The organism is Mesorhizobium bavaricum, assembly GCF_056781655.1.
On sequence record NZ_CM165566.1, the window covers coordinates 625,678 to 651,968 of the forward strand.

22 protein-coding genes are annotated in these 26,291 nt (G+C 63.6%); 17 read left to right on the forward strand and 5 right to left on the reverse strand.

Features of this window, described 5'->3' with window-relative positions:
* Positions 1 to 43: 43 nt before the first annotated feature.
* Genes xdhB through uraH form a run of 3 tightly spaced genes read right to left on the reverse strand, consistent with a single transcriptional unit; the run spans position 44 to position 4,266 of the window.
* Positions 44 to 2,407, reverse strand: coding sequence for a xanthine dehydrogenase molybdopterin binding subunit (gene xdhB, locus AC1RZR_RS02985; protein ID WP_481829005.1), 2,364 nt, complete (start codon positions 2,405 to 2,407; stop codon positions 44 to 46).
* On the reverse strand, positions 2,407 to 3,888 hold the full coding sequence (xdhA, locus tag AC1RZR_RS02990) for a xanthine dehydrogenase small subunit (protein WP_481827592.1): 1,482 nt from the start codon (positions 3,886 to 3,888) through the stop codon (positions 2,407 to 2,409). The genes xdhB and xdhA overlap by 1 nt, the downstream gene beginning before the upstream one ends.
* A 3-nt stretch (positions 3,889 to 3,891) precedes the next feature.
* Positions 3,892 to 4,266, reverse strand: a complete 375-nt coding sequence (gene uraH / locus AC1RZR_RS02995; protein WP_481827593.1) for a hydroxyisourate hydrolase — start codon at positions 4,264 to 4,266, stop codon at positions 3,892 to 3,894.
* A gap of 183 nt (positions 4,267 to 4,449) precedes the next feature.
* Between uraH and puuE the strand changes: the two genes are divergently transcribed.
* From puuE to AC1RZR_RS03060, 13 genes are all read left to right on the forward strand, one after another.
* Positions 4,450 to 5,868: an allantoinase PuuE gene (gene puuE, locus AC1RZR_RS03000; RefSeq protein ID WP_481827594.1), complete on the forward strand. Its 1,419-nt coding sequence runs from the start codon at positions 4,450 to 4,452 to the stop codon at positions 5,866 to 5,868.
* A 10-nt stretch (positions 5,869 to 5,878) separates the two neighbouring features.
* Complete coding sequence (locus AC1RZR_RS03005; protein WP_481827595.1) at positions 5,879 to 6,742, forward strand: bifunctional allantoicase/(S)-ureidoglycine aminohydrolase; 864 nt, start codon at positions 5,879 to 5,881, stop codon at positions 6,740 to 6,742.
* Complete coding sequence (locus AC1RZR_RS03010) at positions 6,739 to 7,242, forward strand: ureidoglycolate lyase (protein ID WP_481827596.1); 504 nt, start codon at positions 6,739 to 6,741, stop codon at positions 7,240 to 7,242. The genes AC1RZR_RS03005 and AC1RZR_RS03010 overlap by 4 nt, the downstream gene beginning before the upstream one ends.
* Entirely contained in the window at positions 7,242 to 7,835 is a 594-nt protein-coding gene (locus tag AC1RZR_RS03015; protein WP_481827597.1) for a nucleoside deaminase, read from the forward strand. The genes AC1RZR_RS03010 and AC1RZR_RS03015 overlap by 1 nt, the downstream gene beginning before the upstream one ends.
* Positions 7,836 to 7,917: 82 nt before the next feature.
* Positions 7,918 to 9,903 (forward strand): CocE/NonD family hydrolase, encoded by a 1,986-nt coding sequence (locus tag AC1RZR_RS03020; RefSeq protein ID WP_481827598.1) that lies wholly within the window; start codon positions 7,918 to 7,920, stop codon positions 9,901 to 9,903.
* Positions 9,904 to 10,057: 154 nt separating this feature from the next.
* On the forward strand, positions 10,058 to 11,644 hold the full coding sequence (locus tag AC1RZR_RS03025) for an ABC transporter substrate-binding protein (protein WP_477272106.1): 1,587 nt from the start codon (positions 10,058 to 10,060) through the stop codon (positions 11,642 to 11,644).
* 16 nt (positions 11,645 to 11,660) lie between these two features.
* Positions 11,661 to 12,620: an ABC transporter permease gene (locus AC1RZR_RS03030; RefSeq protein ID WP_481827599.1), complete on the forward strand. Its 960-nt coding sequence runs from the start codon at positions 11,661 to 11,663 to the stop codon at positions 12,618 to 12,620.
* A gap of 9 nt (positions 12,621 to 12,629) precedes the next feature.
* Positions 12,630 to 13,454, forward strand: coding sequence for an ABC transporter permease (locus AC1RZR_RS03035; protein WP_477272102.1), 825 nt, complete (start codon positions 12,630 to 12,632; stop codon positions 13,452 to 13,454).
* Complete coding sequence (locus AC1RZR_RS03040; protein ID WP_481827600.1) at positions 13,454 to 15,109, forward strand: ABC transporter ATP-binding protein; 1,656 nt, start codon at positions 13,454 to 13,456, stop codon at positions 15,107 to 15,109. Before AC1RZR_RS03035 ends, AC1RZR_RS03040 begins: the two co-directional genes overlap by 1 nt.
* Positions 15,110 to 15,234: 125 nt before the next feature.
* Positions 15,235 to 16,074: an alkaline phosphatase family protein gene (locus tag AC1RZR_RS03045; protein WP_481827601.1), complete on the forward strand. Its 840-nt coding sequence runs from the start codon at positions 15,235 to 15,237 to the stop codon at positions 16,072 to 16,074.
* Between the two features lie 180 nt (positions 16,075 to 16,254).
* Positions 16,255 to 16,821, forward strand: a complete 567-nt coding sequence (locus AC1RZR_RS03050) for a sigma-70 family RNA polymerase sigma factor (protein WP_481827602.1) — start codon at positions 16,255 to 16,257, stop codon at positions 16,819 to 16,821.
* Positions 16,818 to 17,486, forward strand: coding sequence for an anti-sigma factor (locus tag AC1RZR_RS03055; RefSeq protein WP_481827603.1), 669 nt, complete (start codon positions 16,818 to 16,820; stop codon positions 17,484 to 17,486). Before AC1RZR_RS03050 ends, AC1RZR_RS03055 begins: the two co-directional genes overlap by 4 nt.
* Positions 17,476 to 18,912, forward strand: a complete 1,437-nt coding sequence (locus AC1RZR_RS03060) for a S8 family serine peptidase (RefSeq protein WP_481827604.1) — start codon at positions 17,476 to 17,478, stop codon at positions 18,910 to 18,912. Before AC1RZR_RS03055 ends, AC1RZR_RS03060 begins: the two co-directional genes overlap by 11 nt.
* An 11-nt stretch (positions 18,913 to 18,923) precedes the next feature.
* Here the strand turns inward: AC1RZR_RS03060 and AC1RZR_RS03065 are convergent, their stop codons facing one another.
* Positions 18,924 to 19,418, reverse strand: coding sequence for a DUF8737 domain-containing protein (locus AC1RZR_RS03065; RefSeq protein ID WP_481827605.1), 495 nt, complete (start codon positions 19,416 to 19,418; stop codon positions 18,924 to 18,926).
* Between the two features lie 200 nt (positions 19,419 to 19,618).
* Here AC1RZR_RS03065 and AC1RZR_RS03070 point away from each other — a divergent pair, with 200 nt between their 5' ends.
* Together AC1RZR_RS03070 and AC1RZR_RS03075 are read left to right on the forward strand one after the other, a co-directional pair.
* Positions 19,619 to 20,527, forward strand: a complete 909-nt coding sequence (locus AC1RZR_RS03070) for a LysR family transcriptional regulator (protein WP_481827606.1) — start codon at positions 19,619 to 19,621, stop codon at positions 20,525 to 20,527.
* A 254-nt stretch (positions 20,528 to 20,781) separates the two neighbouring features.
* Positions 20,782 to 22,029 (forward strand): flavin-containing monooxygenase, encoded by a 1,248-nt coding sequence (locus tag AC1RZR_RS03075; protein WP_481827607.1) that lies wholly within the window; start codon positions 20,782 to 20,784, stop codon positions 22,027 to 22,029.
* Between the two features lie 248 nt (positions 22,030 to 22,277).
* On the opposite strand, the gene AC1RZR_RS03080 is transcribed toward AC1RZR_RS03075, so the two are convergent.
* Entirely contained in the window at positions 22,278 to 23,315 is a 1,038-nt protein-coding gene (locus tag AC1RZR_RS03080; protein ID WP_481827608.1) for a substrate-binding domain-containing protein, read from the reverse strand.
* A 363-nt stretch (positions 23,316 to 23,678) separates the two neighbouring features.
* Between AC1RZR_RS03080 and AC1RZR_RS03085 the strand changes: the two genes are divergently transcribed.
* Both AC1RZR_RS03085 and AC1RZR_RS03090 read left to right on the forward strand, forming a co-directional pair.
* Complete coding sequence (locus tag AC1RZR_RS03085; protein WP_477267981.1) at positions 23,679 to 25,034, forward strand: ABC transporter substrate-binding protein; 1,356 nt, start codon at positions 23,679 to 23,681, stop codon at positions 25,032 to 25,034.
* 243 nt (positions 25,035 to 25,277) lie between these two features.
* Entirely contained in the window at positions 25,278 to 26,291 is a 1,014-nt protein-coding gene (locus tag AC1RZR_RS03090) for a carbohydrate ABC transporter permease (RefSeq protein ID WP_481827609.1), read from the forward strand.

Below are 26,291 nucleotides of genomic sequence, written 5' to 3' on the forward strand. Positions count from 1 at the left end.
GAAATATAGGCTTTTTCGGCTTGAATTGCACGCTTTGCCGGATTCAGGCGCTGGCCTTGACCTCGTTCTTCAGCCGCTCGATCGCCATCAGCACCCGTTCCGGCGTTGCCGGAGCATCGAGGCGGGGACAGATCCTGTGGTCGGCGACGCTGGCCACCGCATCCGACAGCGCATGCAGAACCGCCATGCCGTGAGGCAAGGGCGGCTCGCCAACCGCCTTGGAACGATGGATGGTCGGCTCATAGGCTTGCGACCAGTCGGTCAGCGCCACGTTGAAAATCTTCGGACGATCCGACGCGAGCGGGATCTTGTAGGTTGACGGCGCGTGCGTACGCAGCCGGCCCTTGTCATCCCACCACAGTTCCTCCGTTGTCAGCCAGCCCATGCCCTGGATGAAGCCGCCTTCGACCTGGCCGATGTCGATCGCCCGGTTCAGCGAGCGGCCGCAATCGTGCAGGATATCGGCGCGCTCGACGACATATTCGCCGGTCAGTGTGTCGACCGACACTTCGGCGCAGGCCGCGCCATAGGCGAAGTAGTAGAAGGCGTGGCCCTGGCCCTTGCTGCGGTCCCAGTGGATTTTCGGCGTCTTGTAGAAGCCGGCAGCCGAGAGCTGCACGCGTGCAACATACGCCTGCTTGACCAGATCGTTGAAGCTGACTTCCTGGTTGCCGACGCGCACCCGGTTGGGCAGGAACACCACCTGGTCGAGCGGGACCTGATATTTCTCTGCGGCGAAGTCTGTCAGCCGCTGGCGGATCTGCCGGGCGGCATTTTGCGCCGCCATGCCGTTGAGGTCGGCGCCCGAGGACGCCGCCGTCGGCGCCGTGTTCGGCACCTTGGCCGTGGTGGTGGCAGTGATCTTCACCCGGTCGAGATCGATCTGGAATTCTTCCGCCACGACCTGCGCCACCTTGAGGTGCAGGCCCTGCCCCATTTCGGTGCCGCCATGGTTCATGTGCACGGAGCCGTCGGCATAGACATGCACCAGCGCGCCGGCCTGGTTGGACTCGGTCTTGGTGAAGGAGATGCCGAACTTGACCGGCGTCAGCGCCAGGCCGCGCTTGATGAAGCGGCTGTTGGCATTGAAGGCCGATATTTCGCGGCGGCGCCGTGCATAGCCGGCACTTTCCTCCAAGTCCGCGACGATGCGGTGGATGATGTTGTCCTCGACCTTCTGGTGATAGGGCGTGACATTGCGGCTGCCGATCGCCTCCATCGGGTCGTAGAAATTCAGCTTGCGAATTTCGAGCGGATCCTTGCCGACAGCGAAGGCGACCTCGTCGATGACGCGCTCGGCACCGACCATGCCTTGTGGACCGCCGAAGCCGCGGAAGGCGGTGTTGGAAACGGTGTTGGTGTAGAGCGGCGCCGATTTGGCCAGCACGCTCGGATAGAAATAGGCGTTGTCGCAGTGGAACAGGGCGCGATCGCCAACCGGGCCCGACAGGTCGGCGGAGAAGCCGCAGCGCAAGGCGAAGGTGAAGTCGACGCCGAGGATGTTGCCCTCGTCATCGAAGCCGACTTCATAATCGATGGCGAAATCGTGCCGCTTGCCGGTGGCGGTCATGTCCTCGTCGCGGTCGAGCCGGATCTTGACCGCGCGCTTGTGCTTCTTGGCAGCGATCGCGGCGATCGCGGCGCATTGATTGGCCTGCGTTTCCTTGCCGCCGAAGCCACCGCCCATGCGACGGACTTCCACCGTCACGGCATTGCTTGGCACGCCAAGCGCATGGGCGACAAGATGCTGCGTCTCGCTCGGCCCCTGGGTCGAGCAATAGACGATCACCTCATCGTCCTCACCGGGGATGGCCAGCGAAACCTGGCCTTCGAGATAGAAGTGGTCCTGGCCGCCAAGCCACATGCGGTTCTTGATGCGGCGTGGCGCGGCTTGAATAGCAGCGGCGGCATCGCCACGCCTGAGAGTCAGCGGCGTGGTAACCTGCCTGTCCTTCACCGGATCGAGATCCCAGATATCGATGACCGCTGGAAGCTCGTCATAGTCGATCTTTGCCAGTCGCGCGGCGCGGCGTGCCTCGTCGCGGGTCTCGGCAATCACCGCAAAGATCGGCTGACCGAAGAACTGCACCTTGTCCTGGGCGAGGACCGGATCGTCATGCATGTTGCTGGGCGATACGTCGTTCTCGCCTGGCACGTCGGCATAGGTCAGCACATCGACGACACCCGGTGCGGCCCGCACCGCCGAAAGGTCGACGTTTTTCAGAATGCCATGCGCCACCTTGGACAGGCCAAGGCCGACATGCAGCGTGCCGGCCGGTTCCGGCATGTCATCGATATAGACCGCAGTGCCGTCGACATGCTTGTGGGCGGAATCGTGGCGTTGGTCGGTGGCGACGCCGCCGGCGATCTTTTCAGCCCTGGGGTTGGGGGTGGCGTGCCTGTTCATCATGCCGCCTCGTGCCTCGAAACTTGGATCGGTTCCCTGGTGCCGCTGGTCTCGGCGAAGAAGCGCAGCAACAGATTGCGCGCCGCCAGCGCCCGATACTCGGCCGAGGCCCGCATGTCGGTGAGCGGGGTGAAATCCTCGGCATATTCGGCCATCGCTGCCTCGACCGTCTGTTCGGTCCACGGCTTGCCACGCAGCGCCTTTTCGACAGCCGACGCCCGCTTTGGCGTCGCCGCCATGCCGCCGTAGGCGATGCGCACATCCGCGACCGTGCCATCCTTGGCCAGTGTCAGGAAGAAGGCACCGAGTGCCGCCGTGATGTCCTCGTCGCGGCGCTTGGTGATCTTGTGGACGGCGAATTTCGTGCCCTTGGCGGGGATGGGAACGTGCACCGCCTCGACGAATTCACCGGGCAGCCGGTCCTGCTTGCCATAGGCAATGAAGAAGGTTTCCAGCGGGATCGTCCGCCGCTTCTTGCCCTTTCGCAGCGTCAGCCGCGCGCCGAGCGCAATCAAGGGTGGCGGCGTATCGCCGATCGGCGAACCATTGGCGATGTTGCCGCCGATGGTGCCCATGTTGCGCACCTGTTCGCCACCGATACGATCGAACAGTGGCCCCAGCGCCGGGATACGTTTGGCGAGCGTCGCGAACGCCTCGGTGTAGGTGACGCCGGCGCCGATGGTGATGACGCCCTTGTCTTCGGCGATGGTGCCAAGCCCGTCGAGATCGCCGATGAAGATCACCGGTGAGATATCGCGCATGTGCTTGGTCACCCACAGGCCGACATCGGTCGAGCCGGCAACGATGGTAGCGCCAGGTTCCTTGTCCAGCAGGGCGGCGAAATCGTCGACATCAGCCGGCACGATCAGCCGCTTCTCGGCCGAGCCGATCTCGACCCGTGCGCCGTCATGCATCGCCTCCAGCCTCGCGGTGATCGCCTTGCGCTCCACCGCCAGCGGGTCCTTCGCCACCTTGCCGTAGCTGGAGATGGCGCGGGCCGCGCGCATGATCGCCTCGTAGCCGGTGCAGCGGCAGAGATTGCCTTGCAGAGCCTTTTCGATGGCTGCGTTCGATGGGTCTGATGATTTCATCCACAGGCCATAGAGCGACATAACGAAGCCCGGCGTGCAGAAGCCGCATTGCGAGCCGTGGAAATCGACCATCGCCTGCTGCACCGGGTGCAACTGGCCGGGAAGGCCGCGCAAATGCTCGACGGTCACGACATGGGTGCCGTCCAGCGAGCCGAGGAAGCGGATGCAGGCGTTGACACTTTCGTAGACCAGCCCACCGGCCGAGAGCTTGCCGACCAGCACGGTGCAGGCGCCGCAATCGCCCTCGGCGCAGCCTTCCTTGGTGCCGCGCAGCGAACGGTCGAGCCGCAGCCAGTCGAGCAAGGTGGCGTCTGATGCCACCGATGAAAGCACGACATCCCTGCCATTGAGAATGAAACGGATCTCGTTGCGGATGCTGACCTTGGCCATGCTTCAGCTCCCCCTGTAGGTCGAATAGCCATAGGGCGAGACGAGCAGCGGCACATGATAGTGCACCGCTTCGGCCATGCCGAAACGGATTGGTATCAGGTCGAGAAAGGCCGGTTTCGGCAGGTTCAACCCCTGCTGGCGCAAATAGTCGCCGGCGGCGAAGACCAGTTCGTATTCGCCGGCTCGGAACTCGGCACCGGCAAGCAGCGGTGCGTCGCAACGGCCATCGGCATTGGTCACCACGGTCTTCAGATGTATCCGCCCATCGCCGTCGAGGTGATAGAGCGCAATCGACAATCCCGCCGCCGGCTTGCCGGTCGCCGTGTCGAGGACGTGGGTCGTCAGACGCCCGCCATCGGCTTTCGACGTTTCTCCCACTGGCCGCCTCCCATTCCGGTACAGTCGAACATTACTGATGAATTGTGCGCCAATTAAAGGCGATGCATAAGTCCCGGTCGAGCGGAGTGCGACAAAAACACTTTCAAAAATTTTCGGGGGAATGCGCAAGCAGCCCTTTCGATATCCTGATCATACTGCGGGCGATGTCCGGCGGGAGGAACGATGCGTTACATCAGAGACATGCGCGGCTATGGAGCCAACCCGCCGGATCCGAAATGGCCAGGCGGTGCGCATGTCGCCGTGCAGTTCGTCGTCAACTATGAAGAGGGCGGCGAGAACTGCGTCCTTCACGGCGACAAGGCGTCGGAAGCCTTCCTGTCGGAAATCGTTGGCGCGGCACCGTGGGTGGGCCAGCGCCATTGGAACATGGAATCGATCTACGAATACGGTGCCCGCGCCGGCTTCTGGCGGCTGCATCGCCTGTTCACCGAGGCCGAGGTGCCGGTGACCTGCTACGGCGTCGCCTCAGCACTTGCGCGCTCGCCCGACCAGGTCACGGCGATGCAGGAGGCCGGCTGGGAGATCGCCTCGCACGGGCTGAAATGGATCGACTACCGCGACCACAGCGCCGATGACGAGCGCCGTGATCTCGAAGCGGCGATCCGCCTGCATTACGAGGTGACCGGCCAGCGTCCGACCGGCTGGTATACCGGCCGCACATCGGTCAACACCGTGCGGCTCGTGGCCGAAGAAGGCGGCTTCGACTATGTGTCGGATACCTATGACGACGAACTGCCCTACTGGTTCGAGCACGCGGATGGGGCGCAGCTCATCATCCCCTACACGCTCGACGCCAACGACATGCGTTTCGCCACGCCGCAAGGGTTCAATTCGGGCGACCAGTTTTTTGCCTATCTGAAGGACAGTTTCGACACGCTCTATGCCGAGGGCAAGGCTGGCCGGCCGCGGATGATGAATATCGGCCTGCACTGCCGCCTCGTCGGGCGGCCGGGCCGGGTGGCGGCGTTGAGGCGCTTCGTTGACTATATCAAATCGCATGACAAGGTCTGGCTGGCGCGGCGCATCGACATCGCCCGCCACTGGCAAGAGAACCATCCCTATCGGCCGGCGGCACTGCGCCCGTCGAAGATGGAATTCGAGACGTTCGTCCACACCTTCGGCGGCGTGTTCGAGCATTCGCCGTGGATCGCCGAACGTGCCTACGAGCTGGAACTGGGTGCGGCGCACGACACGTCAGGCGGCCTGCACAACGCGCTCTGCCGCATCTTTCGTTCCGCCAGCGAGACCGAGCGGCTTTCGGTGCTCAATGCCCATCCCGATCTTGCCGGCAAACTGGCCAAGGCTAGGCGGCTGACGGCCGAATCGACCAGGGAACAGGCCTCGGCCGGTCTCGACGCGCTGACCGACAAGGAGCGCGAACTGTTTTCCAAGCTCAACGCCGCCTACGTCACCACCTTCGGCTTTCCTTTCATCATCGCGGTGAAGGGCAAGACCAAGGAGGAGATCCTGGCGGAATTCGAGGCGCGCATCGGCAACGGCCGCGGCGTTGAATTCGAGACCGCCTGCAAACAGGTCGAGCGCATCGCGCTGCTCCGCGTCAAGGACATGCTCCCGCAATAGGCTTGAACCCATGGATACGATCCGGATGCCCGACCGAACCTACTACGCGCCGCATGGCGGCCATCCCGGCCAGAGCGAACTTCTGACCGGCCGCGCCGTCTTCACCGAGGCCTATGCCGTCATCCCCAGGGGGGTGATGCAGGACATCGTCACCAGCGCCCTGCCGTTCTGGGACAAGACCCGCGTCTGGATACTGTCGCGGCCGCTGTCCGGTTTTGCCGAGACGTTCTCGCAATACATCGTCGAGGTTGCGCCCGGTGGCGGCAGCCTGCGGCCGGAACCCGACGCCGGCGCCGAGGGCGCCCTGTTCGTGGTTGGGGGCGAATTGACGGTTCTGCTTGCCGGCAGGAAACATGTGTTGCGGCCGGGGGGCTTCGCCTTCCTGCCGCCGGCCAGCGGCTGGACGGTTCGCAACGAAGGCAAGGCCGCTGTCCGCTTCCACTGGATCCGCAAGGCATACGAGGCGGTCGACGGTCTCGACGCGCCGGAAGCCTTTTTCACCAATGAACAGGACATCGCGCCGACGCCGATGCCCGGCACCGAGGGCCGATGGGCGACGACACGCTTCGTCGATCCGGCCGATTTGCGCCACGACATGCACATGACCATCGTGACGCTGGAACCCGGCGCGGTCATTCCCTTCGCCGAGACCCATGTCATGGAGCACGGGCTCTATGTGCTGGAAGGCAAAGCGGTCTACCGCCTCAACCAGGACTGGGTCGAGGTCGAGGCCGGCGACTATATGTGGCTGCGCGCCTTCTGCCCGCAGGCCTGCTACGCCGGTGGCCCGGGCAAATTCCGCTATCTGCTCTACAAGGACGTCAACCGCCACGCCAAGCTCGGCGGCGCCGGCATTGCAAGGCGGGCGCCGTGACCCGCATCGTCGCGCGGCCGCTGACCCGCGAGAGCTTTGCCGAATTCGGCGACGTCATCGACATGGGCGGCGACAATCACTACCCGATCAATGGCGGCAAGGCCGAGCGCTACCACGACCTCGCCACGGCGCAAGCGATTGGGCCGAACGCCCGCGTGTTGATCTCGATGGTGCGCGGCACGCCTTACGAATTGCCGCTGAAGCTGACCATGGTCGAGCGCCACCCCTTCGGCAGCCAGGCCTTTATCCCGCTGTCGCGGCGGCCATTCCTGGTCGTTGTCTGCCATGACGGTGATGAGGGGCCGGGCGAGCCGCACGCCTTCCTCACCGCGCCCGGACAGGGCATCAACTATTCCCGCAATCTGTGGCACGGCGTGCTGACGCCGCTCGGCGAGGCTCAAGATTTCCTGATCGTCGACCGTGGCGGCGACGGCTCCAACCTCGAAGAGTTCCATTTCTCGCATGCCTACGAGATCCATCTCCCCGACGAGAGCCTGTAATGACCGACATTTCCCTGATCGACCGGCTGCTCGATGTCATCGAGCAGGACATCGTGCCGAAGACGGCAGAAGGCGTTGCTCACGGCAACAAGCTGTTCGGCGCGGCGATCCTGCGCAAGGACGACCGTTCGCTGGTGCTGGCCGAGACCAACAACGAGATGGAAAACCCGCTCTGGCATGGCGAGGTGCACTGCCTGAAGCGCTTCTACGAAATGCCCAAGGCCGAACGCGTCGATACGAAAGACGCCATCTTCATCGCCACGCACGAACCCTGTTCGCTCTGCCTGTCAGCGATCACCTGGACCGGCTTCGACAATTTCTACTATCTGTTCAGCCATGAAGATTCGCGCGACAGCTTCGCCATCCCGCATGATCTGAAGATCCTGAAGGAGGTCTTCACCCTCGATCCCGGCGGCTACAATGCCGAGAACGCCTACTGGAAGAGCTTTTCGATCCGCAGGCTGGTGCGGTCGCTCCCCGAAGCCGAGCGTCAGCGCCTGGAAACGCGGATCGGCAAGATCTCGACACGCTATGACGACCTGTCCGACGCCTACCAGGCGAGCAAGGCCGAAAACGACATTCCGCTGAATTGACGCGGATTGACCAGCCGAATTCGTTGTCTGGCCCACGACGCGACCCCACCGGCTCCATCATCTGGCGATCCTGGAGTCCCGCATGAAAACCGTCACTGAATTTCCCCGCAAGGTCATCGAATTTCCGGACATGGGGATCGTCATGCCCGACGGCTGCCGGCTGTCGGCGCGGGTGTGGATGCCGGAAGATGCCGGCGACGACCCGGTGGCGGCGATCCTCGAGCACCTGCCCTATCGCAAGCGCGACGGCACCATCTTTCGCGATCAGCTGACCCATCCCTATTTCGCCGGCCACGGCTATGCGTCGATCCGCGTCGACATGCGCGGCAATGGCGATTCCGAAGGCTTGATGGACGACGAATATTCCGAGCAGGAATTGCAGGACGCCTGCGATGTCATCGCCTGGGCGGCATCGCAGCCCTGGTGCAACGGCAATGTCGGCATGATGGGCATTTCCTGGGGCGGCTTCAACTGCCTGCAGGTGGCGGCCAAGCAGCCGCCAGCGCTGAAGGCTGTGATCAGCCTGTGTTCGACCGTCGACCGCTACGCCGACGACATCCACTACAAGGGCGGCTGCCTGCTGATCGAGAATTTCGGCTGGGCCTCGACCATGCTGTCCTATTCGTCAAGGCCGCCGGATCCGCTGCTGGCCGGCGACAACCGGTGGCGCGATCTGTGGCTGACCCGGCTGGAAAACCAGCCTTTCCTGGCGCCGCTGTGGCTCAGCCATCAACATCGCGACGCCTATTGGAAACGCGGCTCGATCTGCGAGGATTATTCCGCCATCCAGGCCGCGGTGCTGTCGATCGGCGGTTGGCATGACGGCTACCGCAACACGATCTCGCACCTCGTCACCAACATCCCGTCTCCGGTGAAGGGCATCGTTGGGCCGTGGATCCACAAATACCCGCATTACGCCGCTCCCAAACCCGCCATCGGCTTTCTGCAGGAGGCGTTGCGCTGGTGGGACCGCTGGCTGAAGGGCATCGATACCGGCGTCGAGACCGACCCGGCCTACCGTGCCTATGTCATGGACAGTGTCCGCCCCGCCCGCTGGCATCCCGAGCGGCCCGGCCGCTGGGTCGCGGAGCAGGAATGGCCGTCGTCTACCGTCAAGACGCAATCGATCGAGCTTGTCGCCGACAGCAGCAAGCCCGCCATCGTCGCCTCGCCGCAAAGCTGCGGCCTCGCCGGCGGTGAGTATTTCCCGTTCACCTTCGGCCCCGAACTGCCCGGCGACCAGCGTCCCGACGACGCCTTGTCGGTGTGTTTCGACCAGCCGGAACTCCGTGAGGCGATCGACATCGTCGGCGCGCCCGAAGTTGAGGTACGGCTTTCCTGCGACCGCCCGCAGGCCAACATCGCGATCCGGCTTTGCGACGTGCATCCAGACGGTGCGTCTGAGCTGATCTCCTACGGCGTGCTCAATCTGACGCATCGCAAGTCACATGAGTTCCCCGAGGCGCTGGTGCCGGGCGAAACCGTGTCTGTGCGCGTGGTGCTCGATCAATGTGCCTATCGCGTGCCGGCCGGTCACCATCTGCGCATCGCCGTGTCAAACGCCTATTGGCCGATGATCTGGCCGTCGCCGGAACCGGTCCGACTCGCTCTGTCGGCCGCCACGCTCGCCCTGCCGCTGCGCCCGCTGGCAACAGGCGACGAAGTGACGTTCTCCGAGCCTGAAGCCGCCACGCCCTGGGCGACCGAAACGATCCGCGCCGCCAATTCCGAGCGTCATGTCGACCGCGACGAGAAGACGGGAATTGTGACGCTTTCCATAACGGATGATTTCGGCGAGCTGCGCGATCTCGAGCACGGCCTGGCCCATGGCAGCATCGCCCGCGAGACCTGGACGATCCATCCCGACCATCCCTTGTCAGCCTCGGGGAAAACGCACTGGACGCAGACCCTGTCGCGAAATGGATGGTCGGTGCGCACCGAAACAACAGCCGAGATGCGATCGGACGCGCAAAACTTCATCGTCAGTGCCCGAATCGAGGCCTATGAGGGCGAAACTCTCGTTTTCGAGCGCAACTTCGAGGAGAAGGTGCCGCGCGCGCTCCTTTGAGCACGGATTCCGTTGGTCCAAATGCGACGTACGATTTACGCCACGGCATGTCGCATTCGGTCTTGCTTACCGCTTTCCCTTGCGGTCATTATTCTTCTCACAAGAAACAAGAAAAACGACCGCAGAGTCGAACCAACAGAGTGAGGAACTCAACATGTCAAACGAACTCGAATTCCTTAGCCGGCGGGTCGCATCCGGCAAACTGAGCCGTCGCGATTTTCTCGGCCGGGCGGCAGCGCTCGGCGTCACCGCGCCCTTCGCCAACTCGTTGCTTTCGAGTGCAGCGCGCGCGGCAGGCCCGATCAAGGGCGGCACGCTGAAGGCCGGTCTGGTCGGCGGCGAATCCACCAACAGCCTCGACCCGGCGCTGATGATGACGCAGGTGCCCTTCGCCTTCGGCAAGTGCTGGGGCGAAATGATCGTCGAGCTGTCGCCGGAAGGCAAGCTCGAGAACCGCATTGCCGAGGAGATCGGCTCTTCGGACGACGCCAAGGTGTGGACGCTGAAGATCCGCGACGGCGTCGAATTCCACAACGGCAAGACCGTGACCGCCGAAGACGTGGCCGCGACGCTCGAGCGCCATTCGGACGAGAAGTCCAAGTCCGGCGCGCTGGGCTACATGAAGGGCATCGAGACCATCAAGGCCAGTGGCAAGGAAGTCGTGCTGACGCTGAAGGAAGCCAATGCCGACCTGCCCTACCTGCTCAGCGACTATCACCTGATCGTCCAGCCCAACGGCGGCAAGGACAAGCCCGATGCCGGCATCTCGGCCGGACCCTACGTGGTCAAGACCAACGAGCCAGGCGTGCGCCACGGCGGCGAGCGCTTCGCCAACTACTGGCAAGGCGACAAGATGGGCCATGCCGACCAGGTCGAAGTCATCGTCATCAACGACGCCACGGCGCGCACGGCGGCCCTGCAGGGCGGCCAGGTCAACATGATCAACCGCGTCGAGCCGAAGATCGTCGACCTGATCAAGCGCCTGCCGGGCGTCACCATCCGCAACCACGCGGGCCCTGGCCACTACGTCTTCATCATGCATTGCAACACGGCACCGTTCGACAACGCCGACCTGCGCATGGCACTGAAGCTGGCGATCGACCGCGAGGAAATGCTGGACAAGATCCTGCGCGGCTATGGCTCGCTCGGCAACGACTTCCCGATCAATTCGTCCTATCCACTGTTCACCGAGATCGAGCAGCGCAAGTACGACCCCGACAAGGCCAAGTTCCACTTCAAGAAATCTGGTCACGACGGCTCGGTGCTGCTGCGCACTTCGGATGTCGCCTTCCCCGGCGCCGTCGACGCCTCACAGCTTTTCCAGCAGAGCGCGGCCAAGGCCGGCATCACGCTGGAGATCAAGCGCGAGCCGGGCGACGGCTACTGGAACGAGGTCTGGAACAAGCAACCCTTCTGCGCCTCCTACTGGGGCGGCCGCTCGACGCAGGACCAGATGTATTCGACAGCCTATCTGTCGACGGCGGACTGGAACGACACGCGCTTCATCCGTCCGGACTTCGACAAGATGGTGCTGGCGGCGCGCGCCGAACTCGATGAGGCCAAGCGCAAGCAGATGTACCACGACATGGCCGTCATGGTGCGCGACGACGGTGGCCTGATCCTGCCGATGTTCAACCAGTTCATCGACGCGACCGGCGCCAAGGTCGATGGCTGGGTCGATGATCCGCATCAGGAATTGATGAACGGCTACGCCCTGGCGAAGTGCTGGCTGCAGGCCTGAGCCCGGCTTTGCGGATATGTCTTCACCCATCCTGAAGCTAATTGCCCAGCGCGTTGCGCTGGGCATTCTCCTGTTGCTGGCCGTTTCGGTCCTGATCTTCGCCGGCACACAGATCCTGCCCGGCGACGTCGCGCAAGCCATCCTCGGCCAATCGGCGACACCGGAGTCGCTCGCCAATCTGCGCGAGCAGCTAGGCCTCAACGATCCCGCCTATGTCAGGTATTTCCACTGGCTCGGCGGCGTCCTGACCGGCGATCTCGGCACAGCCATGTCGAGCGGCCAGGATATCGCGACGTCGATCAAGGGCCGGCTGTGGAACACGCTGTTCCTTGCCTTCTGGGCGGCGATCGTCGCCGTGCCGCTGGCGATTATCCTCGGCCTGATCGCGGTGCGCTACCGCAATGGCTGGGTCGACAAGCTGATCTCCGGAGTGGCGCTGGCCTCGACCTCGTTTCCTGAATTCTTCATCGGCTATGTGCTTGTCTATTTCTTCGCCGTGAAGTGGCAGATCTTCCCCGGTATCTCGACCGTCTATGACGGCATGCCGTTTGGCGAGCGCATGCAGGCGATCGCCTTGCCGGCGACGGCGCTGACGCTGGTGGTGCTGGCCCACATGATGCGCATGACGCGCGCGGCGATCCTCAACGTCATGCAGTCGGCCTATGTCGAGACGGCGGAACTGAAAGGCCTGTCGGCCTTCAACGTCATCCGCAAGCATGCCTTCCCCAACGCGATCGCGCCGATCATCAACGTCGTCATGCTCAATCTCGCCTATCTCATCGTCGGCGTCGTCGTGGTCGAGGTGATCTTCGTCTACCCAGGCATGGGACAGTATCTTGTAGACCACGTCACCAAGCGCGACGTGCCGGTGGTGCAGGCGGTCGGTCTGATCTTCGCTGCCGTCTATATCAGCCTGAACATCATTGCGGACGTCGCGGCGATCGTCGCCAATCCGCGTCTCAGACATCCGAAATAGGGGGCGGATATGCTCGATATCAAACGCATCCCCATCCCCGCGCTGATCGGCATCGTGCTGACGACACTGTTCGTGCTGGCGGCGATCTTCGCGCCGTTGATCGCGCCGCACGGCAATGGCGAAATCGTCGGCGACGTCTGGGAGCCGATGTCGGCGACCCATTGGCTGGGCACCGACAATCTCGGCCGCGATCTCTTGTCGCGCATGATCTACGGGGCGCGCATCACGCTTTTCATCGCGGTGCTGGCTACCGCGTTGTCGTTCTCGCTCGGCGCCATCCTCGGCTTCTCGGCAGCGGTGTTCGGCGGCTGGTTCGATACGCTGTTGTCGCGTCTTGTCGACTTGTTGATGTCCATCCCGACACTGATCATGGCCCTCGTCGTGCTCTCCGTGCTGCCGACCAACCTGGTGATCCTGATCCTGGTGATGGGCATTCTGGACTCGACCCGGGTTTATCGTCTGTCACGGGCTGTGGCCGTAGACATCAACGTCATGGACTATGTCGAGGCGGCGAAGCTGCGTGGCGAAGGCAGCGCCTGGATCATTTTCCGCGAGATCCTGCCCAATGCGCTATCGCCGCTGGTTTCGGAACTCGGCCTGCGCTTCATCTATGCCGTGCTGTTCCTGTCGACCCTGTCCTTCCTCGGCCTTGGCGTGCAACCGCCGGATGCCGACTGGGGTGGCATGGTCAAGGAGAACAAGGACGGCATCGTCTTCGGCATTGCGGCAGCCCTGATCCCTGCGGCGGCAATCGCCTTGCTGGCGATTTCCGTCAACCTGGTTGCCGACTGGGTACTCAACCGGACGACAAGCCTGAAGGGAGGACGCGGGTGATGGCTGACAGCAAAGCGAAACCTGGCCTGCTGCTCGACATCCGCAATCTACGCATCGAGGCCACTGTATTTCCGCCTGGCGAACCGCCGAAGAACATCGTGCTGGTACACGATGTCTCGCTGACACTGGAGAAGGGCAAGGTGCTTGGCCTGATCGGCGAATCCGGTGCCGGCAAGTCGACCATCGGCCTGTCGTCGATGGGCTATGGCCGTGGTGGTGTGCGCATCACCGGCGGCGAGGTGATCCTGAACGGCCGCGACATCCTCAAGGGCGGCAAGGAGGGTTTCCGCAAGCTGCGCGGCCGCGAGGTCTGCTATGTCGCGCAGTCGGCGGCGGCCGCCTTCAACCCGGCACACAGACTGATGGACCAGGTGGTGGAAGCCACCCTGCTGCACGGTACGGCGACGCGTGCCGAGGCCGAGAAGCGCGCCGTTGCGCTGTTCAAGAAGCTCAGCCTGCCGAACCCCGAAACCATCGGCGAACGCTTTCCGCACCAGGTCTCGGGCGGCCAGTTGCAGCGCGTGATGACGGCGATGGCACTTTGCTCCGAGCCGGATCTGATCGTCTTCGACGAGCCGACCACCGCGCTCGACGTGACGACGCAGATCGACGTGCTGGCGGCGATCAAGGATGCCATCCGCGACACCCATGTGGCGGCGCTCTACATCACCCATGACCTTGCCGTCGTCGCCCAGGTCTCGGACGAGATCATGGTGCTGCGCCATGGCCGGCTGGTCGAATGGGGCGGCACAAGGCAGATCATCAAGGAACCGCGCCAGGAATACACCAATGCGCTGGTGTCGGTGCATGAGATCGAACATGCCGAGCAGAATCCCGGCACCATGCCGTTCCTGTCGGTGAAGAACGTCACCGCCGCCTATGGCCGCAGCCACATCAAGGTGCTGAAGAACGTCTCGGTCGACATCTATCCGGGTCAGACGCTGGCCGTGGTCGGCGAATCCGGCTCCGGCAAGTCGACGCTGGCGCGCGCCATCACCGGGCTTTTGCCGCCCGAAGAGGGAACCGTCACCTTCGACGGACGCCCGCTGGCAAACCGGCTGGCCGACCGGCCGAAGGAGGATCTGCGCCAGCTGCAGATGATCTACCAGATGGCCGACGTGGCGATGAACCCACGCCAGACCGTCGGCACCATCATCGGCCGGCCGCTCGAATTCTATTTCGGCATACGCGGCCGCGAGCGCGACAAGCGCGTCGCCGAACTGCTCGACAAGATAGAGATGGGCAAGGGCTTTTCCGACCGCTATCCGGCCGAGCTTTCCGGCGGCCAGAAACAGCGCGTCTGCATCGCCCGTTCGCTCGCCGCCAAGCCGAAGCTGATCATCTGCGACGAGGTGACCTCGGCGCTCGACCCGCTGGTCGCCAATGGCATCCTGAAGCTGCTGCTCGAGCTGCAGAAAGAGGAGAGCGTCGCCTACCTGTTCATCACCCATGACCTCGCCACGGTGAAGTCGATCGCCGATTCGATCGCGGTGATGTATCGCGGCGAAGTGGTGCGCTATGGGCCGAAGAGCAAGGTGCTGGCGCCGCCCTTCGACGCCTATACTGACCTTCTCCTGTCATCGGTCCCCGAGATGGAGATCGGCTGGCTGGAAAAGGCGATCAAAGGACGCCGCATGGCCAGCGCGGGGAACTAGGGCAATTCCAGGAAGAGTGTGAAACGGTTATGCGCTAGGCGAGTGCTGGCTTAACGCCTGACGAGCCTGGCGGTCAGGCCCGGACTTTATCCCTACCCTTGTGACAAGACTGCAAGGAGCCGCCCATGGCGCTCAAGACCAAGTTTTTGCTGATCATCCTTGACGGAGTGCCCTACAGGAACTGGCGCCGGCTGATGGGCAATCTCGAAGGCTGGGTGCAATCGGGCGAGGCGAGCGTCTGGAAGATGCGCTCCGTGCTGCCGTCGACCTCGGCCTGCTGCTACGCCTCGATCCACACCGGGGTTTCGCCGCAGGTGCACGGCATCCTGTCTAACGAAAACCGGTTCCGTGTCGAACAACCCGACATCTTCTCCGAAGTCAGCAAGGCCGGCGGCAAAACCGGCGCGGTGACCCATTCCTACTGGTCGGAATTCTTCCGCGGCTATCCGTTCGATCCGGTTGAGGACATGGAATACGACGAGCCGGGCGGGCCGATCACGCATGGCCGTTTCCACACCATGACCGGCTACAATCTTCGCAACCAGATGACGCCGAGCGACGTCGACCTGTTCGCGACTTTGACCATGCTGACCAGGCGCCACGGCATCGACTACGGCATCCTGCACACCTGCACGCTGGACTCGATGGGCCACCGCTTCGGCCATGACTGCCACGAGATGGACCATGCCGTTTATGCGATGGACGGCATGCTGGCTGCTTTCCTGCCGCGCTGGATCGAGGCCGGCTACGAGGTGATGGTCACCGCCGACCACGGCCAGACCGATCGTGGCCACCATGGTGGCCACGACGATGAGATGCAGGATTTCGCGCTGTATTATTTCGGTTCGGCCAAGGGACCGCAGGCCGTCACATTGCTCGACCAATTGCAACTGGCGCCGACCATCCTAAGCCGCCTCGGCGTGCCTGTGCCGGCGACGATGAAGGCGAAGCCGTTCTTGAGCTGAGCGAACTCCCTTCCCCTTAAGGGGAAGATGGATTGTCGCGAAGCACCCGCATCGCTCGCCCTACGCCAGGCTGGCAACCGCCCCGCTCTTCGGTTAGCCTCCAAAATTCCTTGGCGGAGGATGAACCTTTTTGGGCCTATCAGCGACAGAGCAGACAGGAGCCAGGCGGCTCGACCGGCCATGACGGCAGCGACGGAGACCGATCGCGCGCTTGTCGACCGGGTCGCGAAGGGCGACCGTGCCGCCGTCCGGCTCCTGTTCATGCGTCACCACGCGCGGGTCTATCGCTTCGTGGCGCGCCAGACGGGATCGGAAATGATGGCTGACGATATCGCCAACGAAGTGTTCCTCGAACTGTGGCGGCAGGCGCCAAGCTTCGAGGGACGCTCCGAAGTCTCGACATGGCTGCTCGGTATCGCCCGGTTCAAAGCGCTGTCTTCGTTGCGCAAGAAGAAGGAAGACTGGATCGACGACGAGGCCGCCGCCGCGGTGCCCGACAGCGCCGACACGCCGGAAGTCGTCACCATGAAGGAAGACAAGGCTGCCGCCTTGCGGCGCTTCGTCGACGCCTTGCCAGAAGAGCACCGCACGGTGATCGATCTTGCCTATTATCATGGGCAATCGGTGGGCGAGATCGGCGAGGTGCTCGGCATTCCGGTCGCGACCGTCAAGACCCGGATGTTCTACGCCCGCAAGAAACTCGGCGAGGCCCTCAAGGCCGCCGGTTACGACAGGGGGTGGCCATGAGTGCCGCTGAAAAGATGTCGCGCCGCGACGAAATGGAGACGCTGCTGCCGTTCTATCTGAATGGCTCGCTGGAAGGCTCGGACCTGGAAGCCGTTGAGGAATGGCTGGCCAGCGATCCCACAGCGATGGCAGCCCTTGGTGAAGCCGAAGCGGAGTTCTCCGGCACGACAGCCGCCAACGAAGCGATACGGCCGCCGGCCGATGCGCTAAGCCGCTTCGCCAGGGCGTTCGACGCCGAAGCCGGGCCAGCCCGCGCGCCGGCAAGCTCGTCCTGGCTGGCACAGGCCTGGGGCCGCTTCATGGCGGTGCCGGTCGGTGTCGCCTGGGCGGCGGCCGCGGTTCTGCTGGCCCTGATCATGGTGCAGTCGTTCGTTCAGCCGGGCGGCAAGGGCAGGGATTTCGAGATTGCGGGTGCGGAAGACGATCTGGCGAAAATGCCGTTCGCCCTGGTCAAGTTCAAGCCGGATGCCAGGATGTCGGACGTTTCCGGCTTTCTCGGCAGCAACGGGCTGAAGATCATCGGTGGACCGACCGCCGACGGGGTGTTCCGGCTTGGTATCCCCGCCGCCAACGCAGCCGACTACACCAAGCAGATTGGCCTTATTGCCGCCCAGCCTTTCACCGACACTGTGATCGAGGGAAGGAAACCGGTTGATGGCGGCTGAGGCGGTCATTCGATTCGCGGCAATCCTGACGGCGGCGATGACAATCGCCGCCGTGCCTGCGTCGGCGCAGACCAACGCGGCCAATCCCGACCAGACGAAAATCGACTGCGACGAGAGCAATGCGGCGGGAGCCGACTGCGCCAAGGACGGCAGCGCCGCAAAGAACGGATCGGGCGCGTCACAACCCGGCGCCGTCTTCCTGCCGGCCCTGATCGTCGACCTGTTCCCCAATCCGGTCGCCCCCCCGGCACCGATGCCAACACCACTGCCGGAGCCGGCGACGCCGCCTGCCAACAATCAAGCCGGCCCCCCTCCAAGTGGCCCGATCGTCTCGCCGACCGATCTCATTGCCGTTCAGCCACCGCGCGCGGTGGTTGGCGATTTCGTGCCCGACGAGGTGCTGGTGACGATCGACGGCGATGCCGGCGCCGTGCAGCAGATCGCCGCGTCCTTCGGCCTCGAGGTGCGCTCGCAGCGGCAGTCGCGACTGCTCGGTACCACGCTGGTGCGCTTCGGCATTCCCGATGGCCGGCCCGTCGGCGTCGTGCTGGCGCAATTGGCCGCTGACGGCCGCACCCAGCGGCGCGAGCCCAACCATGTCTATTCGCTTCAGCAGGCGGCCAGCATCGTCAATTATGCCTTCGACCGCATCGCCCTCGACGCCAAACAGGCCAGCGGCGAGAACGTCCGCATCGCGGTGATCGATACCGGCATCGATGACAGCAATCCGGCGCTGTCCGGCGTCATTGCCGGGCAGTTCGATGCCATGCCCGACGTGCCAATCGAAAAGCGCGATCACGGGACGTCGGTCGACGGGCTGATCGCCGGCGTCGGTGCGCTGGAGGGTATGGCGCCGGGCGCCAGGATCTACCACGCCCGCGCCTTCGAGGGCGGCAAATCGACGATGGACGTCATCCTGTCGGCGCTCGACTGGGCGGCGGAGCAGGACGTCCGCATCATCAACATGAGCTTTGTCGGACCGAAGAACGATCTGCTCGGCGTCGCCTGCCGCAATGCAAAGGCGCTGGGCATCGTGCTGGTCGCCGCCGCCGGCAACAACGGGCCGAAGGCACCCTACGGTTACCCCGCCGCCTTCGACGGCGTCATCGCGGTGACCGCCACCGATGCCAGGGACGGGCTGATGCCGCAGGCCAATCGCGGCGCCTATGTCTTCATCTCGGCGCCCGGCGTCGAGATGGTGGCACCGAGTGGCGCCGGCTCGGACCTGGTCACCGGCACTTCGTTCGCGGCGGCGATCGTGACCGGCGCCATCGCCAATCTCATCCATGCCGCACCGGATCGTACGGCCGACGAGATCGAGAAGGCGCTGGCGGCAACGGCGAAAGATCTCGGTCCCAAGGGACGCGACAATGATTTCGGCTTTGGGCTGCTGGACATAAAGGCGGCCGAGGCGGCGAAGGAATAGTCCGCGACAACTCACGTCACTGTTTGCCGAGGACGCACCAGAAAATAGAACGCGACGATGTGCGTGATCATCAGCAGCGGCACGTAGATGATCGGGATCACGTAGGTGGCGCCCAGTTCCCCAGCGCGTTGGGGAAGGCCGACCTGGATGGCGTGGTAATAGTCGAGGATGAGGTCGACCGTGCCTGCGAGATTGAAGGCGACGACGAACGGCCAGAAGAGCTGTCGCATCCTCACCGTGAGCAGCGCCAGCATGGCCAGCACCCCTGTTGCGAAGTCGCCATAGGCGGCGAATACGGCGAAGCCGGCGGGCAGATCGGGGCTCACGACGCCCGGAAGGATGAAGACGAGCCCGAAGAAGCGGAAGCTGTGCAGCGTGGCAATGGCGCAATGCGCCGCGACCCGGTCCATCGAGCTCAGCCACGGCAGACCGTATGCACTGAGGCAAAGCAGCCACGCGACATAGCCCAGAACGAGGTGGGTTTCGAACAGGATTTCCGTGGACATTGGGCCTCCTTTCGACAGATGGTCACGCGGCCTCGAACACCGCGCTCGGGACGCAGGCAGCTGCTCTGGCAGGCCGGTCGCGCGATTGGTGGCCGCGCACACCGTCAACTCCATCGATCACTGCAAGGTGTCTGCGAGCTTCATTCGAATACCTAAGCCCGCTTCCATAATTCGACTATCCGCTGTAATCACAACGACCCATGAAGCAGAACTACACAGTCCGACACGGTGCGCTGGAGGGCGTCGAGGCGTTCCTGGCTGTCGCCAGACATCGCAACTTCCGCCGTGCCGCCGCGGACCTCGGCGTGACGCCATCCGCCGTGAGCCAGGCGGTGCGCGCGCTGGAAGCGCGCATGGGCACGGCGTTGTTCGTCCGCACGACGCGGAGCGTCGGCCTGACCGAGCCCGGCCAGCGCTTCCTCGACCGTGCCGGCCCTGCTTTCGAGGAGCTCGTCGCGGCCGGCGAGGCCGTACGTGACGTCGGCCAACGGCCGGCCGGCCTGCTGCGCCTATCCGTGCCGCGCGCCGTCGTGCCGTTGATCCTGGAGCCGATGATCGCATCGTTCTGCCGAGCCTATCCCGAGATCGAACTGGAGATCGCCGCGAGCGACGAGATGGTCGATCTCGCGACCGGCGGGTTCGATGCCGGCATCCGCCTCGGCCAGTTCATCGCGACCGACATGGTCGCGGTGCGGCTCACTCCGCCGTTCTCGTTCGTGGTCGTCGGCAGCCCTGATTATCTCGAGCGCCACGGCCGCCCCGAACGTGTCGACGACTTGCGCAACCATGCCTGCCTGCGCTTGCGCCGTTCGAACGGCGCCATAGCGCCCTGGGCCTTCGTCGACGGCAACGGCGCGATCGAGGCGATGGTCTCGGGTCCGCTGATCGCACACGACTATCCGACATTGCTCGGGGCTGCCATGCAGGGCGTCGGGCTGGCGCAGACGCCTCGACCCGTTGCCGAAGGTCCGATCGCCGAAGGAAAACTCGAGCCGGTGCTGGACGGCGTCGCCGCCACGACGCCGGGCGTCTTCCTCTATCATCCCGGCAAGCGCCAGGTGTTGCCGAAGCTGCGCGCCTTCATCGATCACCTCAAATCCGCGGCCTGAGATGCCGGAACCCCGGCTCTTCCCTGCAGTGGTTTCACCGCTGCCGGTGTCGGACGAGATTTTGATCGTGGCGTGAGCCGACAGCGGTGTTATCTTGCCCTCGTACCCGGGGGAGACCATGCGGATCGCGGTGATCGGTTCAGGCGGCATCGACCGCTGTCTTGGCGGTTGGCTGCTGGCGAAGGCGTCACGTTCATCGTGCACCATGCCGCCTCGAAGCGCTTCAACAGTCCTGGCTTCAGGGCGTGCGGCACATGACGAGTAACGCCAATGTCCTTGATGCGGTGGTCGTCGGGGCCGGCTGGGCCGGCCTGGGCGTCAGCCATTCGCTGGCACGGCGAGGCCTGCGCCATAGCATACTGGAGAGAGGCCGCATTGGAGAGACCTGGCGCACACAGCGGTGGGATTCTTTCCGGATGAATACCCCCAACGTCCAGACCGTCATGCCAGGCGACTCCTATGACGGCCCAGATCCGTTCGGTGCCCTGACGCGCAACCAGTTCGTCGCTCTCCTTGAGGACTTCACCAAACGGAACAGGCTCCCGGTCGAACCGGACACGACGGTGACCGAACTCGCCGGCGGGCAGGAGAATGGCGAGTATAGGCTAACCACCTCGCGCGGGACACTTTTGGCGCGGAATGTGGTGGTCGCAAGCGGCAATATGAACTGTCCGGTGCGCCCTCCTTGGGCCGCTGCGTTGCCGCTGAGCCTCCGGCAGATCGACGCTTCGGATTACCGCAGCGCCGCCGATCTCCCGGCCGGAGGGGTGCTGGTGGTCGGAAGCGGACAGTCGGGTGCCCAGATCGCGGACGAGTTGGTAGAAGCAGGCCGAACAGTCTTCCTTGCCACCGGCCAGGTCGGACGGCTCTCACGTCGCTACCGAGGTCGCGACATCATGATCTGGCTCGTCGAAAGCGGGTTTCTCGACGTGCGTCGGGAGGAAATCATTCGACTTGCGGGACGCATTCCAGCTCGTGGTCTGCTTGGGGCAGAATACACGTTAAGCCTCCAAGCTCTCAGCGCCCGAGGTATCGTGCTGCTTGGCCGGTTCACAGGCGCCGAGGAAGGCGGTCGTCGTCTCTTGTTCGCCGACGATCTCGAAGCACATGTTCGTTTTGCGGATGAAGCCTCCACCAACGTCAAACGCTATATCGACGAGTATATCAACCGCTCCGGAATCGACGCCCCCGTTTCGGAACCCGATCCAGCGGAGACTGTCGCAGCACAGCTGCCGAATCCGACCGTGCGTTCTCTTGATGTTGCCGAGTCCGGCATCACGACCGTGGTGTGGTGCACTGGCTTCCGGGGCGATTTCAGCTGGGTGAATCTCCCGGGCGTGCTCGACTCGCAGGGACAACCCATTCATGCGGATGGCGTGGCCGCGCTGCCAGGCATCTACTTCGCTGGGTTGGATTTCGCCTCCACGCGCAAATCAGGCACAATATTGGCGATTGCCGAGGAGGCACATCGCCTTGTCGAACACATCGTGGGGCGCTCGTGACGGGCTGGACGCAGTCGAGAAGCTTCTAAGCCGCCCAGACGAGCAACGTCTTTTCGCCGCCACCGCCGGGATACCCCGAGTGCTGCGTCTCGATTCGGTTCCCGCGGAGCACATGGCATTTGGCACGTGCATTCGCATTTGCAGGGGTCGACTTCGGTCGTGCGAAGCGATCGGGCTTTGATTCCTGGAGCATTTTTACGGAAACTGCGAACGGCTTCTATCTCTTTGTTTTGACCATTCCGGACGGTTCACACTTTTCCTGGAATTGCTTTCGCGCCGGCGACCGAACCCCTGACCACAAGGTCGACGGGCCAGACTTCCCCACGAGCGCCCTCTTCCAGCCCCGAAATTCGTGCCGCCAGCCGCTCGGCGACACGCGCGCCGGCCAGTCGGATCGACGAGCGCGTCGTCGACAGCGGCACCGAAAAATTCTCCGGCCTGAGCCAAGGGAAGACGTCGTCATGGGCGATCAGCGACACGTCGCCGGGAATGGTCAGGCCGAGGTCGCGCACCGCGCGCACGACGCCGAGCGCCATGATCAGGCTGGAGCAGGCGATCGCCGTTGGCGGGTCGCCCTCCTCCAGCAAACGCCTGGTGGCGCGATAGCCGTTCTCCTCGGTCATGACCACCGAGCAGACATGGCGGTCGCCCAGTGCCAGCCCGCTTGCCGCCAGCGCCCGGCGCACGCCGCGCTCGCGATGGATGGCAAAGGTCTCGCGGTCGTCACCGTTGATCAGCGCCAGCCGCCGGTGGCCGAGCTGGATCAAAAGCCTGGCCGCTTCGTGGAAGGCGCCCTCATTGTCGATGTCGGTGAAGGGATAGTCGAAATCGAAGCCTTCGCTGCGGCCATGGACGATGAAGGGAATGCCGAGCGCGTTGACCAGTGCCACGCGGCGGTCGGCGGGCCTCGGCGAGGAGATATAGACGGCGTCGACCTGGCGGTTGGCGACGATACGCCGGTAGGTCGTTTCCTGGTCGTCGGCGTCGGCCGGCGACAGCACCAGGTCGAGTTCATGCGAGCGGGCATAGTCGCCGAGCCCGGACAGGAATTCGACGAAATGCGGATCGATGTCGACGGACGCACCGGTCGGCAGGACATAGCCGATCATGCCGGTCTTGCCGGTTGCAAGCCGGCGCGCGCTCGGGTTGGGCCGATAGCCGTGACGCTTGGCGGCGTCCACCACCCGCCGACGCGTTTCCTCGTTGACCTCGGGATAGCCGTTCAGCGCACGGCTTACCGTGGTCTGCGAAAGCGCCAGCATATGGGCGAGCTGCTTGAGGTTCACAGGAGGCCTCCACGCCTCAAAGCGCTTTTAATTCGAGTGGATCTGGGCGTCACGGGAGACGCAGCGACATGAAGATGAGCATAGGCGCGCTTTGAACGAGTTTGAAACAAAAATTACTGCTGCACTGCCATAAATGCATGCTGCAGCGCACTTTTTGCGCGTCACAAGCCCAAACTTAAATCGATTAGCCAGTCACCCTCTTGACTTCCGAGCGATTCAATGGCGAGATCAAAAAAGCCAAAGCGCTTTGGAAGACTCTTCGAAAGGTTGCGGTTCCTTTCTGACTGAGTCACAGTCCTGCAGCGTCGGCGGGCGGAATGGAGGTTCCGTCCGGTGTTTGTGACCCCACTGGGAGGAATACCGATGAAGAAAATGCTTTTGCTGGGTGCTGCGTTTGCCACGCTCGCCCTGAACGCGCCCGCGCAGGCCGAACTGAAGTTCAAGCCGGGCGAGGACCCGCGCTTCAACTGGGCGAACTACGAAGAGCTCAAGAAAGTCGACCTCAAGGGCGAGACGCTGACGATCTTCGGTCCGTGGCGCGGTGAGGACGAAGGCCTCGTGCGCGGCGTTCTCGACTATTTCTCGGAAGCCACCGGCGTCGAGATCAAATACTCCTCCTCGGAGAACTACGAGCAGCAGATCGTCATCGACACGCAGGCTGGCAGCCCGCCCAACATCGCCGTGCTGCCGCAGCCGGGCCTCATCCAGGACTTGGCATCGAAGGGCCTGCTGACGCCGCTCGGCGACGACACCGCCAAATGGGTCAAGGACAATTACGGCGCCGGCCAGTCATGGGTCGATCTCGGCACATTCAAGGACAAGGACGGCAAGCCTGGCTTCTTCGCCTTCCCCTACAAGGCCGACGTGAAGTCGCTGGTCTGGTACTCGCCGGACAATTTCGAGGAAGCCGGCTACAAGGTGCCGAAGACGCAGGAAGAACTCGCTGATCTCGAAAAGAAGATTATCGCCGACGGTGGCAAGCCGTGGTGCATCGGCCTCGGCTCCGGCGGCGCCACCGGCTGGCCGGCGACCGACTGGGTCGAAGACCTGATGCTGCGTACCCAGCCTCCGGAAGTCTACGACAAGTGGGTGAAGAACGAGATCCCGTTCAATGATCCGGCGGTGGTCAACGCCATCGACATCTTCGGCAAGATCGCGACCGACGACAAGATGGTCGATGGCGGCGCCAAGGCGGTTGCGGCGACCGATTTCCGCGACAGCCCGAAGGGCCTCTTCGCGGTGCCGCCGAAATGCTACCTGCACCATCAGGCGTCGTTCATCCCGACCTTCTTCCCGGAAGGCACCAAGGTCGGCCAGGATGCGGACTTCTTCTACTTCCCGCCCTATGCCTCCAAGCCTGAACTGGGCACGCCCGTGCTCGGCGCCGGTACGCTGGCGATGATCACCAAGGACTCAAAGTCCGCGCGCGCCTTCATCGAATTCCTGAAGATGCCGCTCGCTCACGAGATCTGGATGGCCGAGGGCGGTTTCGTGACGCCGTTCAAGGGTGTCAACAAGGCTGCCTATGCCAGCGACGCGCTGCGGAAACAGGGCGAAATCCTCGCCAATGCATCGACCTTCCGCTTCGACGGTTCCGACCTGATGCCGGGCAAGATCGGCGCCGGCGCCTTCTGGACCGGCATGATCGACCTGGTCGGCGGCAAGTCCGCGCAGGATGTCGCGACCGACATCCAGAAGAGCTGGGACGCCATCAAGTAGGCAGCCGGCCGGCTCGGCGACTGAACGGCCGAGCGCTTCATTCTCGCACTGGATCCGGGCCCTGCCGGCCCGGATCCGACGGCGGCCCGCGCCGTAGCCTTTCGTCCATGAGCGCATAGACATGAAGCGCGATCGGCATGTGAACAGGTTTCCGCCGCCGATGACGCTCCAAACAACTGAATCGGCGCCTGGTCCCGTCACCAAGGTCATTCCTTGGCGGATCATGCGCAGGGGGAGGGACCCATGGCGGCTCAGATTTTCTCGGCCATATTCGTCATCATCGTCGGGGTCGGCGGTTGCGTCGCCTATTTCTGGGGCGCTAACAAGCTGGTCGACCTGATATTCCCGTCGCGCGGCGTTGCCGGCGCCGCGGCCATCGACAATCTGCGCCGGCAAGGTCTGGTCCGGCCATGGCTGTTCGTCGGTCCGGCAATGATCATCCTGACCATCTACCTGATCTATCCGGTGGTCGAGACGCTGAGGCTGTCGTTCCTCGATCGCGGCGGCATAAACTTCGTCGGCTTCGCCAACTACGAATGGGCGTTCGGCGATCGCGAGTTCCGCAACTCGATCCTCAACAACATTGTCTGGCTGGCGGTGGTGCCGGCCGCCTGCACCTTCCTCGGGCTGATCATCGCCGTGCTCACCGACAAGATCTGGTGGGGCACGATCGCCAAGAGCCTGATCTTCCTGCCTTTGGCGATCTCCTTCGTCGGCGCCAGCGTGATCTGGAAATTCATCTACGAGTATCGTGGCGAGGGCCAGACCCAGATCGGCATCCTCAACGCCATCATCCAGCATTTCGGCGGTCAGCCGCAGGTCTGGATATCGCTGCCGTTCTGGAACAATTTCTTCCTGATGGTGATCCTGATCTGGATCCAGACCGGCTTTGCCATGGTCATCCTGTCTTCCGCCTTGCGCGGCATCCCGGAAGAGACGCTGGAAGCCGCCGTCATCGACGGCGCCAATCCGTTCCAGATCTTCTGGAAGATCATGGTGCCGCAGATCTGGGGCACCATCGCCGTCGTCTGGACGACGATCACCATTCTGGTGCTCAAGGTGTTCGACATCGTGCTGACCATGACCAACGGCCAGTGGAACAGCCAGGTGCTGGCCAATCTAATGTTCGACTGGATGTTCCGTGGCGGCGGCGATTTCGGCCGCGGCGCCACCATCGCCATCATCATCATGATCGCGGTCATTCCGATCATGGTCTGGAACATCCGCCAGGCGAACAAAGAGACGGGAGGACATTGA

Coding starts and splice junctions, on each gene's coding strand:
- AC1RZR_RS03035 (WP_477272102.1), top strand. CDS start 12,630: ATGCTCGATATCAAACGCATCCCCATCCCCGCGCTGATCGGCATCGTG.
- AC1RZR_RS03025 (WP_477272106.1), top strand. CDS start 10,058: ATGTCAAACGAACTCGAATTCCTTAGCCGGCGGGTCGCATCCGGCAAA.
- AC1RZR_RS03040 (WP_481827600.1), top strand. CDS start 13,454: ATGGCTGACAGCAAAGCGAAACCTGGCCTGCTGCTCGACATCCGCAAT.
- AC1RZR_RS03050 (WP_481827602.1), top strand. CDS start 16,255: ATGACGGCAGCGACGGAGACCGATCGCGCGCTTGTCGACCGGGTCGCG.
- AC1RZR_RS03070 (WP_481827606.1), top strand. CDS start 19,619: ATGAAGCAGAACTACACAGTCCGACACGGTGCGCTGGAGGGCGTCGAG.
- AC1RZR_RS03045 (WP_481827601.1), top strand. CDS start 15,235: ATGGCGCTCAAGACCAAGTTTTTGCTGATCATCCTTGACGGAGTGCCC.
- xdhA (WP_481827592.1), bottom strand. CDS start 3,888: ATGGCCAAGGTCAGCATCCGCAACGAGATCCGTTTCATTCTCAATGGC.
- AC1RZR_RS03085 (WP_477267981.1), top strand. CDS start 23,679: ATGAAGAAAATGCTTTTGCTGGGTGCTGCGTTTGCCACGCTCGCCCTG.
- AC1RZR_RS03075 (WP_481827607.1), top strand. CDS start 20,782: ATGACGAGTAACGCCAATGTCCTTGATGCGGTGGTCGTCGGGGCCGGC.
- AC1RZR_RS03020 (WP_481827598.1), top strand. CDS start 7,918: ATGAAAACCGTCACTGAATTTCCCCGCAAGGTCATCGAATTTCCGGAC.
- AC1RZR_RS03015 (WP_481827597.1), top strand. CDS start 7,242: ATGACCGACATTTCCCTGATCGACCGGCTGCTCGATGTCATCGAGCAG.
- AC1RZR_RS03055 (WP_481827603.1), top strand. CDS start 16,818: ATGAGTGCCGCTGAAAAGATGTCGCGCCGCGACGAAATGGAGACGCTG.
- AC1RZR_RS03090 (WP_481827609.1), top strand. CDS start 25,278: ATGGCGGCTCAGATTTTCTCGGCCATATTCGTCATCATCGTCGGGGTC.
- AC1RZR_RS03005 (WP_481827595.1), top strand. CDS start 5,879: ATGGATACGATCCGGATGCCCGACCGAACCTACTACGCGCCGCATGGC.
- AC1RZR_RS03060 (WP_481827604.1), top strand. CDS start 17,476: ATGGCGGCTGAGGCGGTCATTCGATTCGCGGCAATCCTGACGGCGGCG.
- puuE (WP_481827594.1), top strand. CDS start 4,450: ATGCGTTACATCAGAGACATGCGCGGCTATGGAGCCAACCCGCCGGAT.
- AC1RZR_RS03065 (WP_481827605.1), bottom strand. CDS start 19,418: ATGTCCACGGAAATCCTGTTCGAAACCCACCTCGTTCTGGGCTATGTC.
- xdhB (WP_481829005.1), bottom strand. CDS start 2,407: ATGAACAGGCACGCCACCCCCAACCCCAGGGCTGAAAAGATCGCCGGC.
- AC1RZR_RS03030 (WP_481827599.1), top strand. CDS start 11,661: ATGTCTTCACCCATCCTGAAGCTAATTGCCCAGCGCGTTGCGCTGGGC.